16 protein-coding genes and 1 tRNA gene are annotated in these 17,761 nt (G+C 64.0%); 11 read left to right on the forward strand and 6 right to left on the reverse strand.

All coding sequences use genetic code 11. The features are described from left to right. Positions 1-118 precede the first annotated feature (118 nt). Together fixJ and D5S08_RS08980 are read right to left on the reverse strand one after the other, a co-directional pair. Positions 119-730, reverse strand: a complete 612-nt coding sequence (gene fixJ, locus D5S08_RS08975) for a response regulator FixJ (protein ID WP_121117720.1) — start codon at positions 728-730, stop codon at positions 119-121. Then, positions 720-2,231 carry a sensor histidine kinase gene (locus D5S08_RS08980; protein WP_241557322.1) on the reverse strand — a complete coding sequence of 504 codons (1,512 nt, stop codon included), beginning with the start codon at positions 2,229-2,231 and terminating at the stop codon, positions 720-722. The genes fixJ and D5S08_RS08980 overlap by 11 nt, the downstream gene beginning before the upstream one ends. A gap of 165 nt (positions 2,232-2,396) precedes the next feature. Here D5S08_RS08980 and D5S08_RS08985 point away from each other — a divergent pair, with 165 nt between their 5' ends. The 3 genes from D5S08_RS08985 (at position 2,397) to D5S08_RS08995 (ending at position 4,514) form a co-directional block, all read left to right on the forward strand. Beyond that, positions 2,397-3,086 carry an alternative oxidase gene (locus D5S08_RS08985; RefSeq protein WP_121117721.1) on the forward strand — a complete coding sequence of 230 codons (690 nt, stop codon included), beginning with the start codon at positions 2,397-2,399 and terminating at the stop codon, positions 3,084-3,086. A gap of 68 nt (positions 3,087-3,154) precedes the next feature. Then, positions 3,155-3,517 (forward strand): histidine kinase, encoded by a 363-nt coding sequence (locus D5S08_RS08990; protein ID WP_121117723.1) that lies wholly within the window; start codon positions 3,155-3,157, stop codon positions 3,515-3,517. A 55-nt stretch (positions 3,518-3,572) separates the two neighbouring features. Further along, entirely contained in the window at positions 3,573-4,514 is a 942-nt protein-coding gene (locus D5S08_RS08995) for an L-lactate dehydrogenase (RefSeq protein ID WP_121118117.1), read from the forward strand. 1,347 nt (positions 4,515-5,861) lie between these two features. On the opposite strand, the gene D5S08_RS16425 is transcribed toward D5S08_RS08995, so the two are convergent. Beyond that, positions 5,862-6,806, reverse strand: a complete 945-nt coding sequence (locus tag D5S08_RS16425; protein ID WP_126665527.1) for a hypothetical protein — start codon at positions 6,804-6,806, stop codon at positions 5,862-5,864. A gap of 346 nt (positions 6,807-7,152) precedes the next feature. Here D5S08_RS16425 and D5S08_RS09005 point away from each other — a divergent pair, with 346 nt between their 5' ends. Beyond that, complete coding sequence (locus D5S08_RS09005; RefSeq protein ID WP_121117725.1) at positions 7,153-7,551, forward strand: VOC family protein; 399 nt, start codon at positions 7,153-7,155, stop codon at positions 7,549-7,551. Between the two features lie 619 nt (positions 7,552-8,170). Here the strand turns inward: D5S08_RS09005 and D5S08_RS09010 are convergent. The 3 genes from D5S08_RS09010 to D5S08_RS09020 form a co-directional block, all read right to left on the reverse strand. Continuing rightward, on the reverse strand, positions 8,171-8,995 hold the full coding sequence (locus D5S08_RS09010; RefSeq protein ID WP_121117727.1) for a helix-turn-helix domain-containing protein: 825 nt from the start codon (positions 8,993-8,995) through the stop codon (positions 8,171-8,173). 28 nt (positions 8,996-9,023) lie between these two features. Continuing rightward, positions 9,024-10,280 (reverse strand): tyrosine-type recombinase/integrase, encoded by a 1,257-nt coding sequence (locus D5S08_RS09015; protein WP_121117729.1) that lies wholly within the window; start codon positions 10,278-10,280, stop codon positions 9,024-9,026. A gap of 158 nt (positions 10,281-10,438) precedes the next feature. Continuing rightward, a tRNA-Ser gene (locus tag D5S08_RS09020) sits at positions 10,439-10,528 on the reverse strand. 123 nt (positions 10,529-10,651) lie between these two features. Between D5S08_RS09020 and D5S08_RS09025 the strand changes: the two genes are divergently transcribed. Genes D5S08_RS09025 through D5S08_RS09055 form a run of 7 tightly spaced genes read left to right on the forward strand, consistent with a single transcriptional unit; the run spans position 10,652 to position 17,570 of the window. Continuing rightward, positions 10,652-11,665 carry a lytic murein transglycosylase gene (locus D5S08_RS09025; RefSeq protein ID WP_241557339.1) on the forward strand — a complete coding sequence of 338 codons (1,014 nt, stop codon included), beginning with the start codon at positions 10,652-10,654 and terminating at the stop codon, positions 11,663-11,665. Positions 11,666-11,687: 22 nt separating this feature from the next. After that, the gene (locus tag D5S08_RS09030) at positions 11,688-12,899 is read left to right on the forward strand and encodes a D-alanyl-D-alanine carboxypeptidase family protein (RefSeq protein WP_241557323.1); all 1,212 of its coding nucleotides are present in this window, start codon (positions 11,688-11,690) and stop codon (positions 12,897-12,899) included. Next, positions 12,896-13,534, forward strand: coding sequence for a dTMP kinase (gene tmk, locus D5S08_RS09035; RefSeq protein WP_121117733.1), 639 nt, complete (start codon positions 12,896-12,898; stop codon positions 13,532-13,534). Before D5S08_RS09030 ends, tmk begins: the two co-directional genes overlap by 4 nt. Continuing rightward, complete coding sequence (locus D5S08_RS09040) at positions 13,528-14,487, forward strand: DNA polymerase III subunit delta' (RefSeq protein ID WP_121117735.1); 960 nt, start codon at positions 13,528-13,530, stop codon at positions 14,485-14,487. Before tmk ends, D5S08_RS09040 begins: the two co-directional genes overlap by 7 nt. Continuing rightward, complete coding sequence (metG, locus tag D5S08_RS09045; RefSeq protein WP_121117737.1) at positions 14,480-16,015, forward strand: methionine--tRNA ligase; 1,536 nt, start codon at positions 14,480-14,482, stop codon at positions 16,013-16,015. The genes D5S08_RS09040 and metG overlap by 8 nt, the downstream gene beginning before the upstream one ends. Next, a complete protein-coding gene (locus D5S08_RS09050) occupies positions 16,015-16,806 on the forward strand; it encodes a TatD family hydrolase (RefSeq protein WP_121117739.1) in 792 nt (263 codons plus the stop codon). Before metG ends, D5S08_RS09050 begins: the two co-directional genes overlap by 1 nt. After that, the gene (locus D5S08_RS09055) at positions 16,803-17,570 is read left to right on the forward strand and encodes an MBL fold metallo-hydrolase (RefSeq protein WP_121117741.1); all 768 of its coding nucleotides are present in this window, start codon (positions 16,803-16,805) and stop codon (positions 17,568-17,570) included. Before D5S08_RS09050 ends, D5S08_RS09055 begins: the two co-directional genes overlap by 4 nt. The last annotated feature ends 191 nt before the right edge of the window (positions 17,571-17,761 follow it).

Consider the following 17,761-nt stretch of genomic DNA (forward strand, 5'->3'; position numbering starts at 1 on the left):
AAGGGCGCCGCAACGCTCCTCTGCCGACCTAGGATCATGGTGGTGGCCTGTCAGTTTCGGTCATCTCCCTACGGGCCGTACCGGAGTTGAGCCCGGAACCGCCTCTGTGCGCCGCCAATCAGGTGAAGCGGGAGATCGTAACCATGCGGACCAGTTCGGACAGGGTCTTCGCCTGCATCTTCAGCATAACGTTGGCGCGATAGACCTCCACAGTGCGGGCACTGATGCCAAGGTCATAGGCGATTGCCTTGTTCGCCTCTCCCGCGACCAGCCCTTCCATCACCTCCCGCTCCCGCGCGGACAGTGTGACCAGCAATTCCTGCGCCCGGTCGCGTTCGGCCTCGACGGCGCCGCGATCGGCCTGCCGGGCCAGTGCCGTGCGGATCGCGCCCAGGATCTTATCGTCATCATAGGGCTTCTCGATAAAGTCCGACACCCCCGCATGCATCGCCTGCACCGCCAGCGGCACGTCCGCATGGCCGGTGATGACGATCACCGGCACATGCGCGCCGCGCCGCTTCAATTCCTGCGCCAGCTCGATGCCGTTCATGCCGGGCATCCGCACGTCGGTGATGACGCAGGCATGATCCAGCGGCGGTTCCGCCTTTAGGAAGGTATCGGCAGACGGAAAGGACCGCACCTTCAGCCCGGCACAGTCGAGCAGGAATTCGAGTGAATGGCGGGCGCCTTCATCATCGTCGATCACATGAACAATGGGGTCACTCGTCATCGGACAACTCCTCTTGCGTCACGCGCGGCACGGTGAAGGCGAACAGCGCTCCGCCGCCTGGTTGAGCCTCCGCCCGGATGCGACCGCCGTGCGCCTCCACGATGGTGCGCGAAATGGACAGGCCGACGCCCATGCCCGTCCGCTTGGTGGTGATGAATGGCTGGAACAGCTGGGCGGCGATGTCAGGACTGATGCCGGGCCCGGTGTCCGAGACGCTGACCTGCGCCAGGTCCGACCCTTCAGGGTCGATGCGCACCGACAGTTCACGACGGGGCAGGGCGCCCGCGACCATGGAATCCACCGCATTGCGGACTAGGTTCACGACCACCTGCTGGATCTGCACCTTGTCCACCAGCACCAGATCGACCGCCGGGTCGAAGGTGTAACGTATGTCGATCCCATGTTCACGTGCGCCCACCAGCGCCAGCGCACTGGCTTCCTCGATGATCCGGGGCAGGCTTTCCACCGTCCGCTCCGTCTCCCCACGGGCGACGAAATCGCGCAGGCGGCGGATGATGGCCCCGGCGCGCAGGGCTTCTTCACCCGCACGCTCCACCGCATCGGCCACCATGTCGTGCGGTACAGCCTCGCGCGCCAGCAGCATGCGGCTGCCCTTTAGATAATTGGCAATGGCGGATAGCGGCTGGTTCAATTCGTGCGCCAGGGCAGACGCCATCTCGCCCAGGGCCGTAAGACGGGAGACATGAACAAGCTCGCTTTGCAGTTCCTGCAGGCGCGTTTCGGTCTGCTGGCGTTCGGTCAGATCGCGGATGAAGCCGGTGAAATGAGGGGCGCCGTTCAGGCGCATCTCGCCTACGGCCAGTTCCATCGGGAAGGTAGAGCCATCGCGCCGCTGGCCAACCACCACCCGGCCTGTGCCGATGATCCGCCGTTCCCCGGTGGCGTAGTAGCGGTGCAGGTAGCTGTCATGCGCCTCCCGGTGAGGAGAGGGCATCAGCAGCGCGACGTTGCGACCAGCTACTTCCGCCGCACTCCAGCCGAACAGACGTTCCGCCGCCGGGCTGAACTCCCCGATGATGCCGTGCTGGTCGATCACCACCATCGCATCGGGCACGGTTTCCAGGATGGATCGCAAATGCGCCTCGCGCCGCAGCAGGTCGGCGTTGACCCGTTCCGCCTCCAGCCGGGCGCGCTGGAACCATTCACCGCCGATAGCGACGGCCAGTCCGATCAGGACAAAGGCACCGGCGGCAATCCAGCTGCCGGAGGCGAGAGGGCCGATCAGCCGATCGCAGGCGAGGCCCGCCAGCGCGCCGGCCAAGCTGGCGGCGATCCCCGCGCGGATGCCGGAAAACGCGCCGGCGACCACCACCGCCGGGACGAAGAAGATGAATGTCGCGCGCTGGCCCAGATCATCGGCAAAGGCGAGGCGGATCCCCGCACCGATGACGATCACCAACGCACCCAGCGCCAGTGCGCCAGGCAGGCCAAGCCGAGGGAGGTTGAACCGGAAGTGCCGGGCTGCGTCGAGGGCGCTCACCGTTCAACCCCCTGCCGTGCTTGGACCTGCGTCGCCACCTCCGGTAAGGCCCTTAGGGGAAGGGGGGTAGGTACATGATCCAAATGTTCCGCCTCCTGCGACACGCCTAACTCCGGTTCGACAGCGACGTTCGGGTGAACGCGCCGGCAGAGACGGAGACTATCAATGACTGCCCCCTTCATCGACCTTGGCGTGCATCACAAGCCCGCCGGCTTGTCCGACCGGGTCGCGTTCGGCTTCACCAAGGTGCTGCGCTGGTGCGCCGACACCTTCTTCGCGGAGCGTTACGGGCACCGCGCGGTGGTCCTGGAAACGGTGGCGGCAGTGCCCGGCATGGTCGGCGCCACGATCAACCACCTCGCCTGCCTTCGCCGCATGTGTGACGACAAGGGCTGGATCAAGACCCTGATGGACGAGGCCGAGAACGAGCGGATGCACCTGATGACCTTCATCGAGGTGTCGCAGCCTACCTGGTTCGAACGGGCGGTGATCATCGGCGTGCAATGGGTATTCTACCTGTTCTTCTTCGCGCTCTATCTCGTCAGCTCCAAGACAGCGCACCGCGTCGTCGGCTACTTCGAGGAAGAGGCGGTGATCAGCTATACCCACTACCTCAAGGAGATCGACGAGGGGCGCAGCCCGAACGTGCCCGCGCCGCAGCTCGCCAAGGACTATTGGGGCCTGCCCGATGACGCGACCCTGCGCGATGTGGTGCTGGTGGTGCGGGCGGACGAGGCGCATCACCGCGATGTGAACCACGGCTATGCCAACGAACTCGCCGGTTTGCCCGTGGGCGAGGTGGCGCCGTGCCCACCGCACGCCGCACTGGAGCCGACCTGGAAGCAGGCGGCCTGACCACCAGAGAGCCGGGTCGGCGGGCAATTCCGCCGACCGACACCCGTTCATGCAGCCGAGGTAGGACCATGCTCAATCCGCGCCCGATCATCGTGTTTGAACAGGATCGCGCAGTGCTCGCCTCGCTGCAGTTCGCGCTGGCATTGGAAGGGTACCGCGTAGTGGATGGGGAAAGCCGCGCGACCGATCCGGCAGGCGCCGCCTGCTTGATCATCGAACAACGTCGCCACGCGGATACCGGGCTCCGCCTGCTTGACCGGCTTCGTGCTCGCGGGTTGCGTGCGCCTGCCATCCTGTTGGCGACCAATCCGCCCGCCGCCACCAAGTCGCAGGCCATCGAAGCCGGGGCGATCTTGGTAGAGAAGCCTCTCCTTGGCGACAGGCTGACGCAGGTGCTTCATCACCTATGTGACACGCAGGTCGCCGCGTGAGATGATCAGGCAAAGCGCAGAACCTTAAGAGCAATCACCATTGAGGAGCAGCATCGTGGCAGTCGCAAAGGACAGGATTGTGATCGTCGGCGCCGGGCATGTGGGCGCGACGGCAGCTTACGCGCTGATGCTGCGCGGGCTGTTCACCGAAATCGTGCTGATCGATGCGGACGAGGGCAGGGCAACTGCCGAGGCGACCGACATTGCCGATGCGAACGCCCTGGCACGCCCCGGCCAGATCCGCAGCGGCAGTTACGCCGATGCCGCCGATGCCCGGATCGTGGTGCTAACGGCCGGCGCCGCGACCCATGGGGACGAGACGCGGCTGTCGGTCGCCGGGCGCAGCGCGGTCATCGTGCGCGAATGTGTCGCCAACATCATGCAGGCGGGCTTCACCGGCATCCTGGTCGTTGCCGCGAATCCGGTCGATGCGATGACCCAAATCGCGCAGGAGGCAGCGGGCCTGGCGCCGGACCGGGTGATCGGCACGGGCACGCTGCTCGATAGTGCCCGATTCCGGCAGCGACTGGCGAGCCAGCTGAAAGTGGCGCCGGCGGCGGTCGAGGCGCTGATCCTGGGGGAACATGGCGACAGCGAGGTTGCCGCATTCTCCACCGTGCGAATCGGCGGCGTAGCGCTGGACAGCTTTCTGGGGTCACGGCAGATCCCGCGCGCAACGATTGCCGAGGACGTGATGCGGGCAGCCTACACGATCGTGCATGGCAAGGGGTATACGTCGTTCGGCATCGCGACCGCCATCGTTCGCATCTGCGAGGCGATCCGCCGGGATGAGCGGGTGGTGCTGCCCGTCTCCACCCGCGCGGATGGTGCGTTCGGGATCGAGGGCGTGTGCCTGAGCCTGCCATGCCTGATCGGGTCCGAGGGCATCCTGCGGGTGCTGGCCCCGGATCTGTCGGAGGTCGAGATCGAGGGGCTGCGCCGCTCCGCCGACATATTGAAGCGAGTGGTGGCAAGCCTTTCCGGGGCGTCTGACTGAAGCCGCCCAAGGGAAATCATTACATCAAGCGGTCGAGGTGTCCAGCTACAATCTTTAACTCGGCGGCATCAGCAACCTTGTTCCAGCTCATGTCACTGGTCCACGCTGACAAGGCGCCGTGCCAAGCGAGCGCCAGGCAGAACCGATCGCCCGGAGAAGACATCTACGTAACGTGTTGCAGGCGCGACCGAATGGCCTACGCCTCAAGCTATGCCAATCTCCGCCATAGCCGGTGCCTTTTGGGTATGCCTTTGGAAGACCAGGTACAAAGCGGTCTCTTTTCCGTTCGCCAGCAACGTGAAACGGACTTAACCTCGGAGGACCATCTAAAAAGGACTATGGGGACTTATCCGAGCCTATCTCCGCGCCTCTTCTGCTGAACGGGAAGCAACTCGCGGCCGAGCCGCGCTAGAGGCGTTCGCTGCCTTATACGGCTGTCGGATAGCAACCGCCTATGCGAATTGCGCCGCCCAAGCTGAGTGCCTGCCCGGTGGTCCCGAGGCCTCCGTGGTGAACCACCGCTGCTGCATGCGGCAACAGGTGCTGGTGCGGCGCACAGCTTCGCACCAGCACCTGATCTGGTCTTCGCCTCAGCCTCCCCACCAGAAGCACCGCACGGCTGCCAAACTGTGTGGCCGCCGTTGCGGCTTGTGCGTAAAGTTCGGTGTTCCAGTAAGGAAGGACCAATCAAAGCGACCCGAGCAGCGGAGTGGTCCGTTATCACGAAAGCCAGCTAGCTCCGGAGCTAATGCCCTACTTATTTAAAGAAAGTCCTAGTCGCATTGATGCCATTATTTAGATGTGCTGGCAGGATTAATAACTCGAACGTGTTGCCATCTACTACTTTAATAGGAAATGTGTCTTTATCATAGTCGCTTGGTGATAACCTTATTAGCAGCGAAGCTGTATCTGCCGGATCCTGTAATATCTCAGCGTCGCCCTTAGAATATCCTAGAGCTCTGCTAGGGTTTGGATTTGGTCCGCACACTATTTCCCATGCTGGATAATCTAACTCGCTCTCTGAAGTGGGCTTTATATTATCAGTGGCCTCATAATTCGTATGGTACTCACCTGCCAAGACCCGCGGGCTGTCAGGTGGCGAGACATCAAGAATGATGCGGGAGGTCACTCTGTACGTTTGGCCACAGCAATAAACGCAGAGTGCCTCTCGCCCGGTATTTAAACCAAAGCGCTTTCCGTCCCAGTTTTCGCGAAATGCATCCTGAGCGTACCAAGTGCCGCTCAGAGTTCGACGCAGTTCTGAAGATACAGATGACTGCGCCGATGCCCAACTATGGAACGTAAGCAGAACAGGCAACAAGAACAGCCGCCACCAAGATAGTATTTTTAACACCCTCGCGCACATCGACTGCTACCTAATTCGGTGCTCCAGTCGCCTGCTCTATCTGCATCGTCCAAGCCAGAGCGCGCTTCCGTCGTCGACCTGCTGCTCTTCCAAGCCTCGACGTTAGCCCGCGCCATCGCAACGGCAAAGGTAGCATCGTCCGCTGCCGCTCGGCGAGCGGCAGCACGGTCACGATACATCTGATTAACAGAGGCGGCGTCGTCACGCGCTTCCTCTAGGCGTTGCTCATAGTCACTCTGCATCCGTGCAACCGCTCCACCGTCATGCAATGCGGTGCGCGCCGTCGCGGTTTCAAAAGCCGCAACGCGAGCATCCGCATTTGTAGAGCTTCTGACTTCCCCGAAAGTGGGGGCGTAAACAGGTGTAAATTGATCGGAAGCTCCCATGGTTCGTGCCATGGCTGCATCGAAGTTCGCCGCAGCCTGCGCTGTCGCTTCGAGCGATGCAGTGGTAGCTGTCCGACCAACAACATTCGCTACTCCGCTACCGCCGGCTGGTGTACGATAAACTTCTGCTATCAACTCTTTTCCGTGTTCGATGACTGCCGAGGGGGCGGAAGAGGTCGTTCCCATGACGTTATCAATTTGGCTGGTCAAAGAACTTGCTACCGCCTCTTGTCCACCGTTGTTGCGGAGGTCATTAGCAATTTGCCACGCCTCTTTAGCCTGCCGCATCAACTCATCAGCGCGGATAGCATTGCATTCATTCCATCGAGCGAGCACCTCCCGATAGCCTGGGATCTCGTGACTTCCGTTTTCAAGGTAGCGTCTGTACGGGGCGGAATCCGGAGCTTCACCGCAGGAGCTTGCTTGCGCCTGTGTTGGTACGGACTGAGCCAAACACAAAATTGTTGCGCCAACGCTTAGGAAACGTCCCCTCGAGAGGATTAGCGGAATTGATTGGGTGAACCCTTCAAGCAGCGCCATTCTGCTAGCCCTATCGCGGTAACTCATGCCAGAGCGCCACTCTATCACAGCCCAGTCAGTCGACATACTTCGATCTTCGCTTCCGCACCTGGGTTGAGCGTGCGGCCACTTCTAAGTCGCCTTAAGCCTAATGGCAGGAAACCACCCAGTTTCGGCCATACGGAGGCAAGCGAAGCTCGCCTGAAACCGGAAGGGCGGCTTTGGCCCTACCCTGACCAGAACCTGCTGTTCAGCTTACGCCCCGAAGCGGACAATTTGAGAGCCCAGGGGTGACCGCGGGTTATCTACCGGTTAGGCGGTAACGCGAATGGCGATCGGAAGTCGATCAGTCTTCAGGAGAGTATGCGTGCTTTTTCACACCATGGTCGGATCGAACGACATTGAACGGTCCAAGCGCTTCTACGACACGGTGCTCGGCACCTTGGGTGCAGGGGAAGGGACGCGGAACATCGCCGACAGCGGTCATACACGTCTGATCTACAATAACGGCAATGGGACCAACTTCATTGTCAGTCAGCCGATCAACGACGAACCGGCAAGCGTCGCTAACGGCAGCACCGTCGCCTTCTCCTGCGATTCGCCGGAGCAGGTGAAGCAGCTTCACGACACCGCCGTTGCCGCTGGCGGAACCTCGATCGAAGCTCCGCCCGGACCGCGCGAAACTGGCTCCATGGGAACCATCGAACTGGCATATTTTCGTGACCCCGACGGCAACAAACTGTGCGGAATTCATTTTCCTGCCTGACCCGTCCCGCAGGGGCCCGCTTCTAACCCTAGCGAACCTCAATCATGCGGCCCCGCGGATGTCCGCTTGCCACCCACTTTCAGCCATTTAAGCAAGTGATCAGGCGGTCCGAAAGCAGTCGCCGAATGGCCTGAACGATTGGCGGCTTTCTGGCAGCGACAAGGCTGCGCTCCACGACCGGAGGGCGATTTTTTAGCGCCATCGGTCATAGGAAGCAGCCCACCGCGATGACCCGCCGCTCTCGTCGCTGTCACCCCTTCAAACGCGCTTCTCCCCCCGCCTCGCCCGCGCACTTCTTATGTCGGTTTTGATGCACCTGGCTTAGGTTCGCAAACCCGCAGCAATCCTGCGCATTCCGAGCTTGGAGATCAGTCTCGCGCTGATGCGATATGATGCACCTGGTTGGCCTGTTAGGATCGGCATGCCGACCAGTGCTTTCGCCTCCACCTACGGTGGCTTGGCCCGGCCTTTGCGCTTGGCCCTCCTGCCAAGCCCTGGCGGCGCAAGCCGCCCCGCACGCCGCTGCCGCTGACGCTCCGCTGGTGGTGCGGCACTGGCCCTACAGACCGGATGATCGATCATTGCAGCGCCTGAGGGCGCGCCAGCGGCCTTCAATCTTCTATCCCTTAGTTCTGATGGAGGGGTACAATGCCAGGTTGGCACTCGCACTAGGGCTGCTGAAGAGTTCGACCAACTCGAGGTGCTGCCGCAAGCCGTCAGGGTTGCCGCGGTACATGTGGGCAAAACGCTCTTCGGGCGATGCGTAGGCAAGGCGGCGTCTGTCGGTGCGTTCTTGACCGAGCGACGTGGCAACGGTGGCTGCGAAGCCGGCAATCAGCCGTCCCGCTTTGCCGGCCATGCGCGTTGGCACAGGGCCTGAGCCGGTGCGCTGAGTTGCTGGTTCACGCAGGCGATCGCCCAGCTTCTGACGCAGGTAGCGGAGGATCTCGACCGGCACCCGCGCAAGATCGATGAAGTATGCATTGCTGGTCTGCTTGCGCTGCGGCCCCTCGCCAGGAGCGTTGCCGGTCGGCACCGTGCGCCTAACCCAATCAACGATCCGCTGACGCCGCAGCACCTCCAACTGCCGCACCACGGTGCGGCGCGACAGCCGGCAGGTGGCCGTGATCGTGTCGAGTGCCGGATCGCACCTGCCGGTGGTAAAATCCATGTGGCTCACGAGCGCCTCAAACACCCGCATCGCGTTGGCGCAGATTGGCTGTGGCTTGCCGGCCTCACGGACATGGTCAGAGTATCGCCAGATGGCTTTGCGCAGCACGTCAAAGAACTTGAACGCGCCGGCCTTGCCATCGCTGGCCTGCCAGCAGGTGGTCGCCACCTGCGCACGGGGATCGGCGACATCGTAACTTCGGCGCCATGCCGAAGCACGTTGGCCTTGCGGGGCAGGGCAGGGCAGTGCGCCGAAGTGAGTGCGCCGGCTCATGCCGCACCTCCCAGCTCAGCTGCTCGCGCTAGCGGCGTGGACCTTCCAGCAACTCCATCGCCGGCGGCATGCCCTCGAGCAGCAGGTCCGCCCATTCCTGCGCGATCTCGCGGCGACGGGGCAGATAGGCTGCCCGGTTGTAGCTGGCTTCCACGCTGGTCGGGATATGTGCCAGCATCAGGTCGATGATCGCGCGATCGCCGGCCAGCCCTTGCTGCTGAGCCCGCTCGTTCATGACGGTCGAGAAGGTCGCTCGCCAACCATGGGGTACATGCCTGCCATTGGCGGTCTGCCGATTGTAGAGATAGCCGACGGCGTTCTCGCTGATCGGTCGGTGGGCATGCCGCTGGCTGGGAAACACCAGCTTGCTGTACGGCGCGAGGGTGCGCGCCGCCTGCAGCACTTCGACCGCCTGCCACGAGAGCGGCAGCAGAAAGTCGAAGCGAGCATCGAGCTTGCGCTCGAGCTTCAGCTTCATGCGGGCGGCAGGCACCCGCCAGACGGGCTGCTCGGGATCGAGTCCGTCGAGCTCCGACCACGCGGTGGTCCGAAGCACGCCTTGGCGCAACGCCGTGAGTGCCAGCAGACGTGAGGCAAGCTTGGTCATCGGGTGCGCTGGTGCGGCTTCCACCGTGCGCAGCAAGGCGCGTGCTTCCTCCAGCGTCGTCAGTGCCGGCTGGCGTCCTTTGATCAGCGGCTTGAGCGCAGCCTTGATCGGCATGGCTGGATCGCTCTCCGCCAATCCGGTGGCGATCGCATAGCCATAGACTGCCGAGATGCGCTGCCTGACCCGGCGCGCCGTCTCGATCGATGGCCTGTTCTCGATTGCCCGCACCACCTCTAGCACCATAGGCGAGGTGATGCCTTTGATCGGCAATCCGCCGATCCGCGGGAACACGTCCCGCTCCAGACTGCCGAGGACATCTGCCGCGTGTTGCGGCACCCAGGAGCTGGCCTGTCCTTGATGCCAGTCGCGCGCCACGGCCTCGAAGGTTGTATCCGCTTCCTGCTGGCGGACCGCTGCAAGCTGCCGTGCATTGAGCGATGGATCGACCCCGCTCTTCAGCAATCGTGCGGCATCTTCCCGCGCCTCGCGCGCTGCGCCAAGGCCCATCTCCGGGTAGCTGCCCAGCACCAGCCGCTTCTCCTTGCCGAGATAGCGGTACTTCCAGCGCCAAGACCGAAAGCCGGTGCGCGTCACGAACAGGTACAGGCCGCGAGAATCGGCGAGCTTGTAGTCCTTCTCGGCGGGCTTGGCCTTGCGGCACTGCAGGTCGGTCAGCATGCGATGCCCCCGCTTCTGCAAACCTGTGCCCCCATAATGCCCCCACCTGCGCCGCGCTCGTATGACACGACGTGAGATAACGTGAGACGAACGAGACGCAAGAAGTTCCGCTTTTCCGCGGCTTGTGAGACAACCTGGCACCGAGTGACACAGGTATTTGGCGGACAGAGTGGGATTCGAACCCACGGTGAGCGTGAACCCACGGCGGTTTTCAAGACCGCTGCCTTAAACCACTCGGCCATCTGTCCTTGGGCGATGCCGCTAGCTTGCGAACGGGGCCTCGCCAAGTGAAATGGCGACCGGGCGGAGCAGATAGGCGACCCGATGGTTTGCACCGGACCTGCGCTTTTGCCACAAGGGGCACCATGTTCATGCCATTCCGTCCGCTACTCGCCGCCTGCGTGGCGCTGTTCGCCTGTGTCCCGGCGTGCGCGCAGGATACGTCGTTCGATGCCTATCTGCAGCAGGTCGCGGCCAGGGCGCGCGATGCCGGCGTCACCCAGTCGACCATCGCCAGCGCCTTTGCCGGCCTGACCCCCAACCAGCGGGTCATCGCGCTGGACGGGGACAACACCTCTTCCGGCGGCGCAGCGCGGGGGTTCCCGCCGCTGGCGCCGTATCTGGAAAGTCACAACACGCAGGCGCGGATTGATGGTGGCCGCAGGGCATATCAACGGCTGCGGCCGCTCGCCGCGCAGGTAGAGGCACGGTATGGAGTGCCCGCGCCTATCCTGTTCGCCATCTGGGGGCACGAGACATCCTATGGCGCGGTGCGTGGCAATTTTGATCTGGTGCGATCGCTGGCGACCTTGGCGTGGGAAGGGCGAAGGCGCGAACTGTTTGAGGGCGAGCTGATCGACACGCTGCGCATCCTGGACACCGGCATTCCGCGCCAGACCATGGTTGGCAGCTGGGCCGGGGCCTTCGGCAACCCGCAATTCCTGCCGTCGGTCTATCTGCGGCTGGCGGTGGATGGCGATGGCGATGGCGTGCGTGACATCTGGACCAGCGAGGCAGACACGCTGTATTCCATCGCCAACTACTTCCGCGATGCCGGATGGAGGGCAGGGCAGCCGTGGGGTGTGCGCGCATACACGCCCAACACCGTGGACCGGGCTGCACTGACGACGGAAGTCGTCGCGCCGGTCTGTCCGCGGGTTCATGTCCGGCACAGTCAGTGGCGCACGGTTGCCGAATGGCGTGCCCTGGGCGTGACCCCGCAAGGCCCGATCGCAGATGATGCGATGGTCGCCCTGTTCGAACCCGATGGACCTTCGGCGCCTGGGTACCTGATCACCCAGAATTATCGCGTAATCCTGGAGTACAATTGCTCCAACTATTATGCGATGAGCGTCGGCCTGCTGGCGGACGAGATTGCCCGCTGATCCGGCGGCTTTGAAGGATTGCATGGTGAAGAAGTTGCTCGCGCTCGGCGCGATGGTCCTGTGCGGTGGGGTGGCTCTGGCGCAGGCGAACCGAACGCCGGTGCCGGCCGTGGCCGACACGCAGAACCCTGCCATCGTGCTGGCACCGCTGGCCGATACGGCGCCCGTCCCGCCCGAACTGCCGGTCGCCTATCTGGTGGACCTGTCCAGCGGGCAGATCCTGTTCGAACGCGATGCCGGGCGCCGCTTCGTGCCGGCATCGGTCACGAAGGTGATGACGGCCTATAGTGTGTTCAAGCTGCTGGGCGAGGGAGCGCTGAAGCCGGAGCAGGTCGTCACCGTGCCGCGCGAAGTGGCAGAGGTGTGGTCGGGGGAGGGCTCCTCCATGTTCCTGAAGGAAGGCGAGCAGGTCACGATCGACCAACTGCTGATGGGCACGACCACCGTCTCCGGCAATGACGCCGCCGTCATGCTGGCTGTGACCGCGGCAGGCAGTCTGCCAGGCTGGCTGGACGTGATGAATGCCAATGCGGCCGAACTGGGGATGCGCGACACGCATTACGGATCGCCCAACGGCTATCCGGACGAGGGCCGCACCTATTCCAGCGCGCGCGATCTGGCGCGCCTCGCGGAGGCGATGGTCACCCGCTACCCGCAGCTTTACAGTCGTTATATCGGCAATCACGGCTTCACCTGGCGCGGCATCACGCAGGCCAATCATGACCCGATCACCGGACGGGTGGAGGGTGCGGACGGGATCAAGACCGGCTACACGCGGCAGGCCGGCTATACCTTTGTGGGATCGGCGCAGCGTGGCGACCGGCGGCTGGTGATCGTGCTGGGCGCCGTGCCGAACATCCCCATGCGCAACCAGGTGGCACGCGACCTGATGGAGTGGGGCTTTTCGGCCTTTGACAGCCGCCAGCTCCTGCCCGGCGGCGCCCCTGTGGGTGAAGCGCTGGTCCAAGGGGGCGCTGCCGACAGCGTGGCCTTGCAGACGACCGCACCGGTCCTGTCCAGCATGGCGCGGGGAACCGTAGCCGAAACCCGCATCGAGGTGCACTATCGCGGTCCGCTGGAAGCTCCGGTCAAGGCCGGGCAGACAGTGGCCTTCCTGCGCGTATCGGCCCCGGGGCAGGTCGCGCATGATGTACCGCTGATCGCGGCGGAGGACGTGGCCGAAGCCGGCCTGTTCCGGCGGTTGCGCAACGGCCTGGTCGGCTTCGTCTCGTGACCCGGCCGGCGGGACGGTTCATCTCGCTGGAAGGAGGCGAGGGCGCCGGCAAGTCGACCCAGGCGCGCCTGCTGGCCAGGGCGCTGGAGCAACGGGGGCTAGAAGTGCTGCTGACCCGCGAGCCCGGTGGCACGCCGGGTGCGGAGGCGATCCGCCAGTTGCTGCTCGCCCCACCGGCTCCCGGCTGGAACGCGGCGGCCGAAGCCTTGCTCTTCGCAGCGGCGCGGGCCGACCATGTCTCGCAGGCAATCGCTCCGGCACTCGCGCGGGGTGCCTGGGTGGTGTGCGACCGCTTCCTCGACTCCTCCCGCGCATATCAGGGTGGCGCAGGCGGGCTGACAGACGAGGACCTGCTGACCTTGCATCGCATCGGCTCCACCGGATTGCTGCCGGACACGACCCTGCTGCTGGAACTCGGTGCCGGGCCGGCCAGCGAGCGGCTGCACGCACGCGACGGCGACACCAGCGATGCCATCGGCGGCAGGGGAGCCACCTACCACGCGGCAGTCGGCGCACGCTTTGCAGACTTGGCGGACAAGGATCCTCAGCGCTTCATCCGCATAGATGCCGACGGCAGTCCGGAGGCGGTGCATGGCCGCATCTTGACGGCACTCGATCTGCCGGCGCCATGCTGACGGGTCACGAGGAGCCTTGGGCCGAATGGCAGCGCGCCCTGACCGGGCCGCGGCTGCAGCATGGCTGGATCCTTGCCGGACGGCGCGGGATCGGCAAGCGGCACTTCGCGCTCGCCGCTGCCCGCGCGCTGGTTGCGGAAGACGGGAGCGCGCAGCCAGCGGGCGATCACCCCGACATCCTGCTGCTGCAGCCTTTGCCAAACAATGCGGACGAGGAGAAGAAGCGCGACGAGGGCAAGCCGTACCAGACGAAGCGCAACATCGCCGTGGATCAGGTGCGCCAGATGCAGGGACGCCTCACGACCAGGCCAACGCTGGGTGCGCGCCGGGCAATCATCATCGACGCGGCCGATGATCTGGAGCCGGCATCGGCCAATGCGCTGCTCAAGAGCCTGGAAGAGCCGCCCGTTGGCACGTACTTCCTGCTGATCGCCCACCGGCTCGGTCGCTTGCTTCCCACGATCCGCTCACGCTGTCGCACGCTGCAGTTCCCGACGCTTTCTGCGCAACAGATGGACGGCATCCTGCAGGTCGAAGCGCCTCAGGCTGACGCTGCGGCGCGTGAGGCCGCGATCGAAAGCTCGGGCGGGTCGCCCGGGATGGCTCTGGACTTCGTGGAGCTGGATCTGGGGCCGATCCACCAGCTGATGCGCGAGATCGCTCTTCACGGTGATCGCGACTTCTCCCGCCGGGGTCGGTTGGCCGAGGCGATCGGCGCACGGCCGGACCGACGGCGGCAGCTGGCGGCCATCGACCTGGCGCGGGCCGTTGCTGTCTCGCGGTTGCGCGACACGCCGCCCTCGGCACGGCGTGTCCTGGCGGACGGCCATGCGCAGCTGGTGCAGCTCGGCGTGCAGGCGCCCACACACAATTACGATCCCGGATTGCTGGTGATGGAAATCGGCGGCTTGCTCGCCCGCATGGCGCCCCCTAGGGAAGCCGCGCATGGCTGACCCTTTCTATCTGACGACCGCGATCCACTATCCCAACGGCCGCCCGCATCTGGGCCACGCCTACGAAACCGTAGCCGCCGATGTGCTGGCACGGTTCCAGCGTGCCCGCGGGCGAGAGGTACGGTTCCAGACCGGCACGGACGAACATGGCCTCAAGATGGCGCAGAAGGCACGCGAGCTCGGGCTCGAACCGCGGGCCTTGGCAGATGAAATGTCCAGTCATTTCCGCGACCTGTTCGATGCTCTTGGCATCAGCTATGATCGATTCTTCCGCACCAGTGAGGATGCGCATCATCGCGCCAGCCAGGCCTTGTGGCAGGCGATGGAGGCGAAGGGCGACCTGTATCTGGATCGCTATGAAGGTTGGTATTCCGTCCGGGACGAAGCCTATTACGACGAAGCGGAGCTGACGGTCGGGGAAGGGGGTGAAAAGCTCTCTCCGCAGGGCACACCCGTCGAGTGGACGGCGGAGGAGAGCTGGTTCTTCCGCCTGTCGCGTTATCAGGAGCCGTTGCTGGCGTTGTTCCGCGACAATCCCGACTGGGTGCAGCCGGACCGCAGCCGCAACGAGGTCGTGCGCTTCCTGGAAGGCGGGCTGAACGATCTGTCCGTCAGCCGGACCAGCTTCGACTGGGGCGTGAAGGTGCCCGGCGCCGACGATCACGTCATGTATGTCTGGGTCGACGCCCTGACCAACTATCTCACCGGCATCGGCTACCCCGACGATACCGAGATGTTCGAGAAGTTCTGGCCGGCGGATCTTCACCTGATCGGCAAGGACATCGTGCGCTTCCACGCGGTCTACTGGCCGGCGTTCCTGCTGAGCGCGGGCCTGCCGTTGCCCAAGGCTGTCTTCGCGCATGGGTTCCTGCTCAATCGCGGGCAGAAGGAGTCCAAGTCGCTCGGCAACGTCACCGATCCCACTGCGCTGGCCGACCGGTTCGGGGTGGATGTACTGCGCTACTTCCTGTTGCGCGAGTTCAGCTTCGGTCAGGACGGCACCTGGTCGCCCGAGGCGATAGTCAGCCGCGCCAATTCCGAACTCGCCAACAGCTTCGGCAACCTGGCGCAGCGTGTGCTGAGCTTCATCGCCAAGAACTGCGAAGGCATCGTAACGGCATCGGGCGAACCGTCCGACGCGGATCAGGCCCTGCTGGCCAAGGTGCGCAATGCCTGTCAGGTGGAACTGCCCGGAGCGTTCGAGCGACTGGCCTTCGCGGCCGGTCTGGAGGCATGGATGCAGGCGGTGTTCGCCTGCAACGCCTATGTCGACGAGCAGGCGCCATGGGCCTTGCGCAAGACTGATCCCGCCCGCATGCAGGCCGTGCTGCACGTCCTGTGCGACTGCATCAGGCAATTGGCCGTCGCAGTGGCGCCGGTCATTCCGACAGCTTCGGCCAAGCTGCTCGATGCCATGACCATTCCGGCTGACCAGCGCGATTACAACAGCTTGGCGGCCGAAGCTCCGGAAACGTTCCGGATCGACAAGCCCGTCCCGGTGTTTCCGCGGCTCGATCTGGAGGCCTGATGCTCGTCGACAGCCATTGTCACCTCAACTACAAGGGCGTGGCCGAACGGCAGGCAGAGGTGCTCGCCAATGCGCGGGCAGCTGGGGTCGGCGGGTTCCTCAACATTTCCACCCGGCAGAGCGAATGGGCCGACGTCCTCGCCACGGCGGAGCGGGAGCCGGACGTCTGGGCATGCGTCGGCATTCACCCGCATGAGGCTGACCAGCATGCCGGACTCACCGCCGACGATCTGCTGGCGCAAGCGGCACATCCGCGGGTGATCGCCTTGGGCGAAACTGGTCTCGACTATCATTACGACCACTCCGATCGCGCGCTGCAGCAGGCTTTGTTCCGCACGCATATCGCCGTGGCGCGCAACACCGGGCTGCCCGTCGTCATCCACACCCGCGATGCGGAGGAGGATACGTTGGCGATCCTGCAGGAAGAACTGGGGCAGGGTGCTTTTCCGGCGCTGATCCACTGCTTCACCGGCACTGCGGCCTTCGGCCGGGCGGTTCTGGACCTTGGTTTGACGATCTCGATCTCGGGCATCGTCACCTTCAAGAACGCACGTGACCTGCAGGAGTTCGTAACAACGATCCCCGCAGATAGACTGCTGCTGGAGACGGATAGCCCGTTCCTCGCACCAGTGCCGCACCGGGGCAAACCGTGTGAGCCTGCCTTCGTGCGCGACACCGCCCGGTTTGTCGCCGCCTTGCGAGGCGAGCAGCCTGAGCACCTGGCTGACATCACGACCGGCAACTTCCGCGCCCTGTTTTCCAAGGCGGCAACAGTGCAGGCCACGCCGTGAAGCTGATCATGCTCGGGTCCGGCACATCGACCGGCGTGCCGCGCATCGGCAATGATTGGGGCGATTGTGATCCGGCCGAGCCGCGCAACCGTCGCACGCGCGTCTCGATCATCGTCGAAAGTGCGGCAGGCATGCGGCTGCTGGTCGACACGCCGCCAGACATTCGCAACCAATTGCTCGACAACGACATTGGCCGGGTCGACGCTGTGTTCTGGACGCATGATCATGCGGATCACACGCACGGTATCGACGATCTGCGGGCACTTCGGTTCGGTCGGCACGGCCCGATTCCCGGCTTCGCCGATACGGAAACTGCGCGCCGTTTGCGAAATCGGTTCAGCTATGTTTTCGCCGGTCAGTTTGGCTACCCCACGGTCGTGGAACTCGACACGCTGGATCGCGTGCGCATTCAGTCGGGCTTTGCAATCGACTGGTGCGAGATGCCGCACGGGCCTATCAGCAGCACGGGTCTACGGTTCGAAGCGGATGGCAGGTCTCTCGGCTATGCCACGGATTTCTCGGCGATTACGGACGAGATGCTTGATCTGTTCGAAGGCGTCGATGTCCTCGTGGCCGACTGCCTCCGACGCGAGCCGCACCCGAGCCACTCCCATCTCACGATGACGCTGGACTTCGCACACCGCTGCCGCGCGGGAACGACGATCCTGACGCACCTGGACAAGAGCATGGACTACCGCACCTTATCCGCAGAACTGCCGGACGGCGTTCTGCCGGGACATGACGGCCTGCGGATGGACATCTGAAGTGTCAGAAGCTGCGCTCGTCTCCGCAATTGCGCTGCTCGGCTGGTCGATCCTCATATGGCGCTCTGGCACATTGCGGGACATTGGAGCGCGTCGAACGCTGACGATGGGAGCGATCTGGCTGGCCATCTTTGTCGGGACGGCGCTGATCATCGGTGGGGTACACTGAAAAACCCGCGAGAGCCGCTTAC

It is taken from the genome of Croceibacterium ferulae, assembly GCF_003660445.1.
GTDB lineage: Bacteria > Pseudomonadota > Alphaproteobacteria > Sphingomonadales > Sphingomonadaceae > Croceibacterium > Croceibacterium ferulae.

Coding starts and splice junctions, on each gene's coding strand:
- fixJ (WP_121117720.1), bottom strand. CDS start 730: ATGACGAGTGACCCCATTGTTCATGTGATCGACGATGATGAAGGCGCC.
- D5S08_RS08985 (WP_121117721.1), top strand. CDS start 2,397: ATGACTGCCCCCTTCATCGACCTTGGCGTGCATCACAAGCCCGCCGGC.
- D5S08_RS08990 (WP_121117723.1), top strand. CDS start 3,155: ATGCTCAATCCGCGCCCGATCATCGTGTTTGAACAGGATCGCGCAGTG.
- D5S08_RS16425 (WP_126665527.1), bottom strand. CDS start 6,806: ATGGCGCTGCTTGAAGGGTTCACCCAATCAATTCCGCTAATCCTCTCG.
- D5S08_RS09010 (WP_121117727.1), bottom strand. CDS start 8,995: ATGAGCCGGCGCACTCACTTCGGCGCACTGCCCTGCCCTGCCCCGCAA.
- D5S08_RS09015 (WP_121117729.1), bottom strand. CDS start 10,280: ATGCTGACCGACCTGCAGTGCCGCAAGGCCAAGCCCGCCGAGAAGGAC.
- D5S08_RS09025 (WP_241557339.1), top strand. CDS start 10,652: ATGCCATTCCGTCCGCTACTCGCCGCCTGCGTGGCGCTGTTCGCCTGT.
- D5S08_RS09030 (WP_241557323.1), top strand. CDS start 11,688: ATGGTGAAGAAGTTGCTCGCGCTCGGCGCGATGGTCCTGTGCGGTGGG.
- D5S08_RS09040 (WP_121117735.1), top strand. CDS start 13,528: ATGCTGACGGGTCACGAGGAGCCTTGGGCCGAATGGCAGCGCGCCCTG.
- metG (WP_121117737.1), top strand. CDS start 14,480: ATGGCTGACCCTTTCTATCTGACGACCGCGATCCACTATCCCAACGGC.
- D5S08_RS09050 (WP_121117739.1), top strand. CDS start 16,015: ATGCTCGTCGACAGCCATTGTCACCTCAACTACAAGGGCGTGGCCGAA.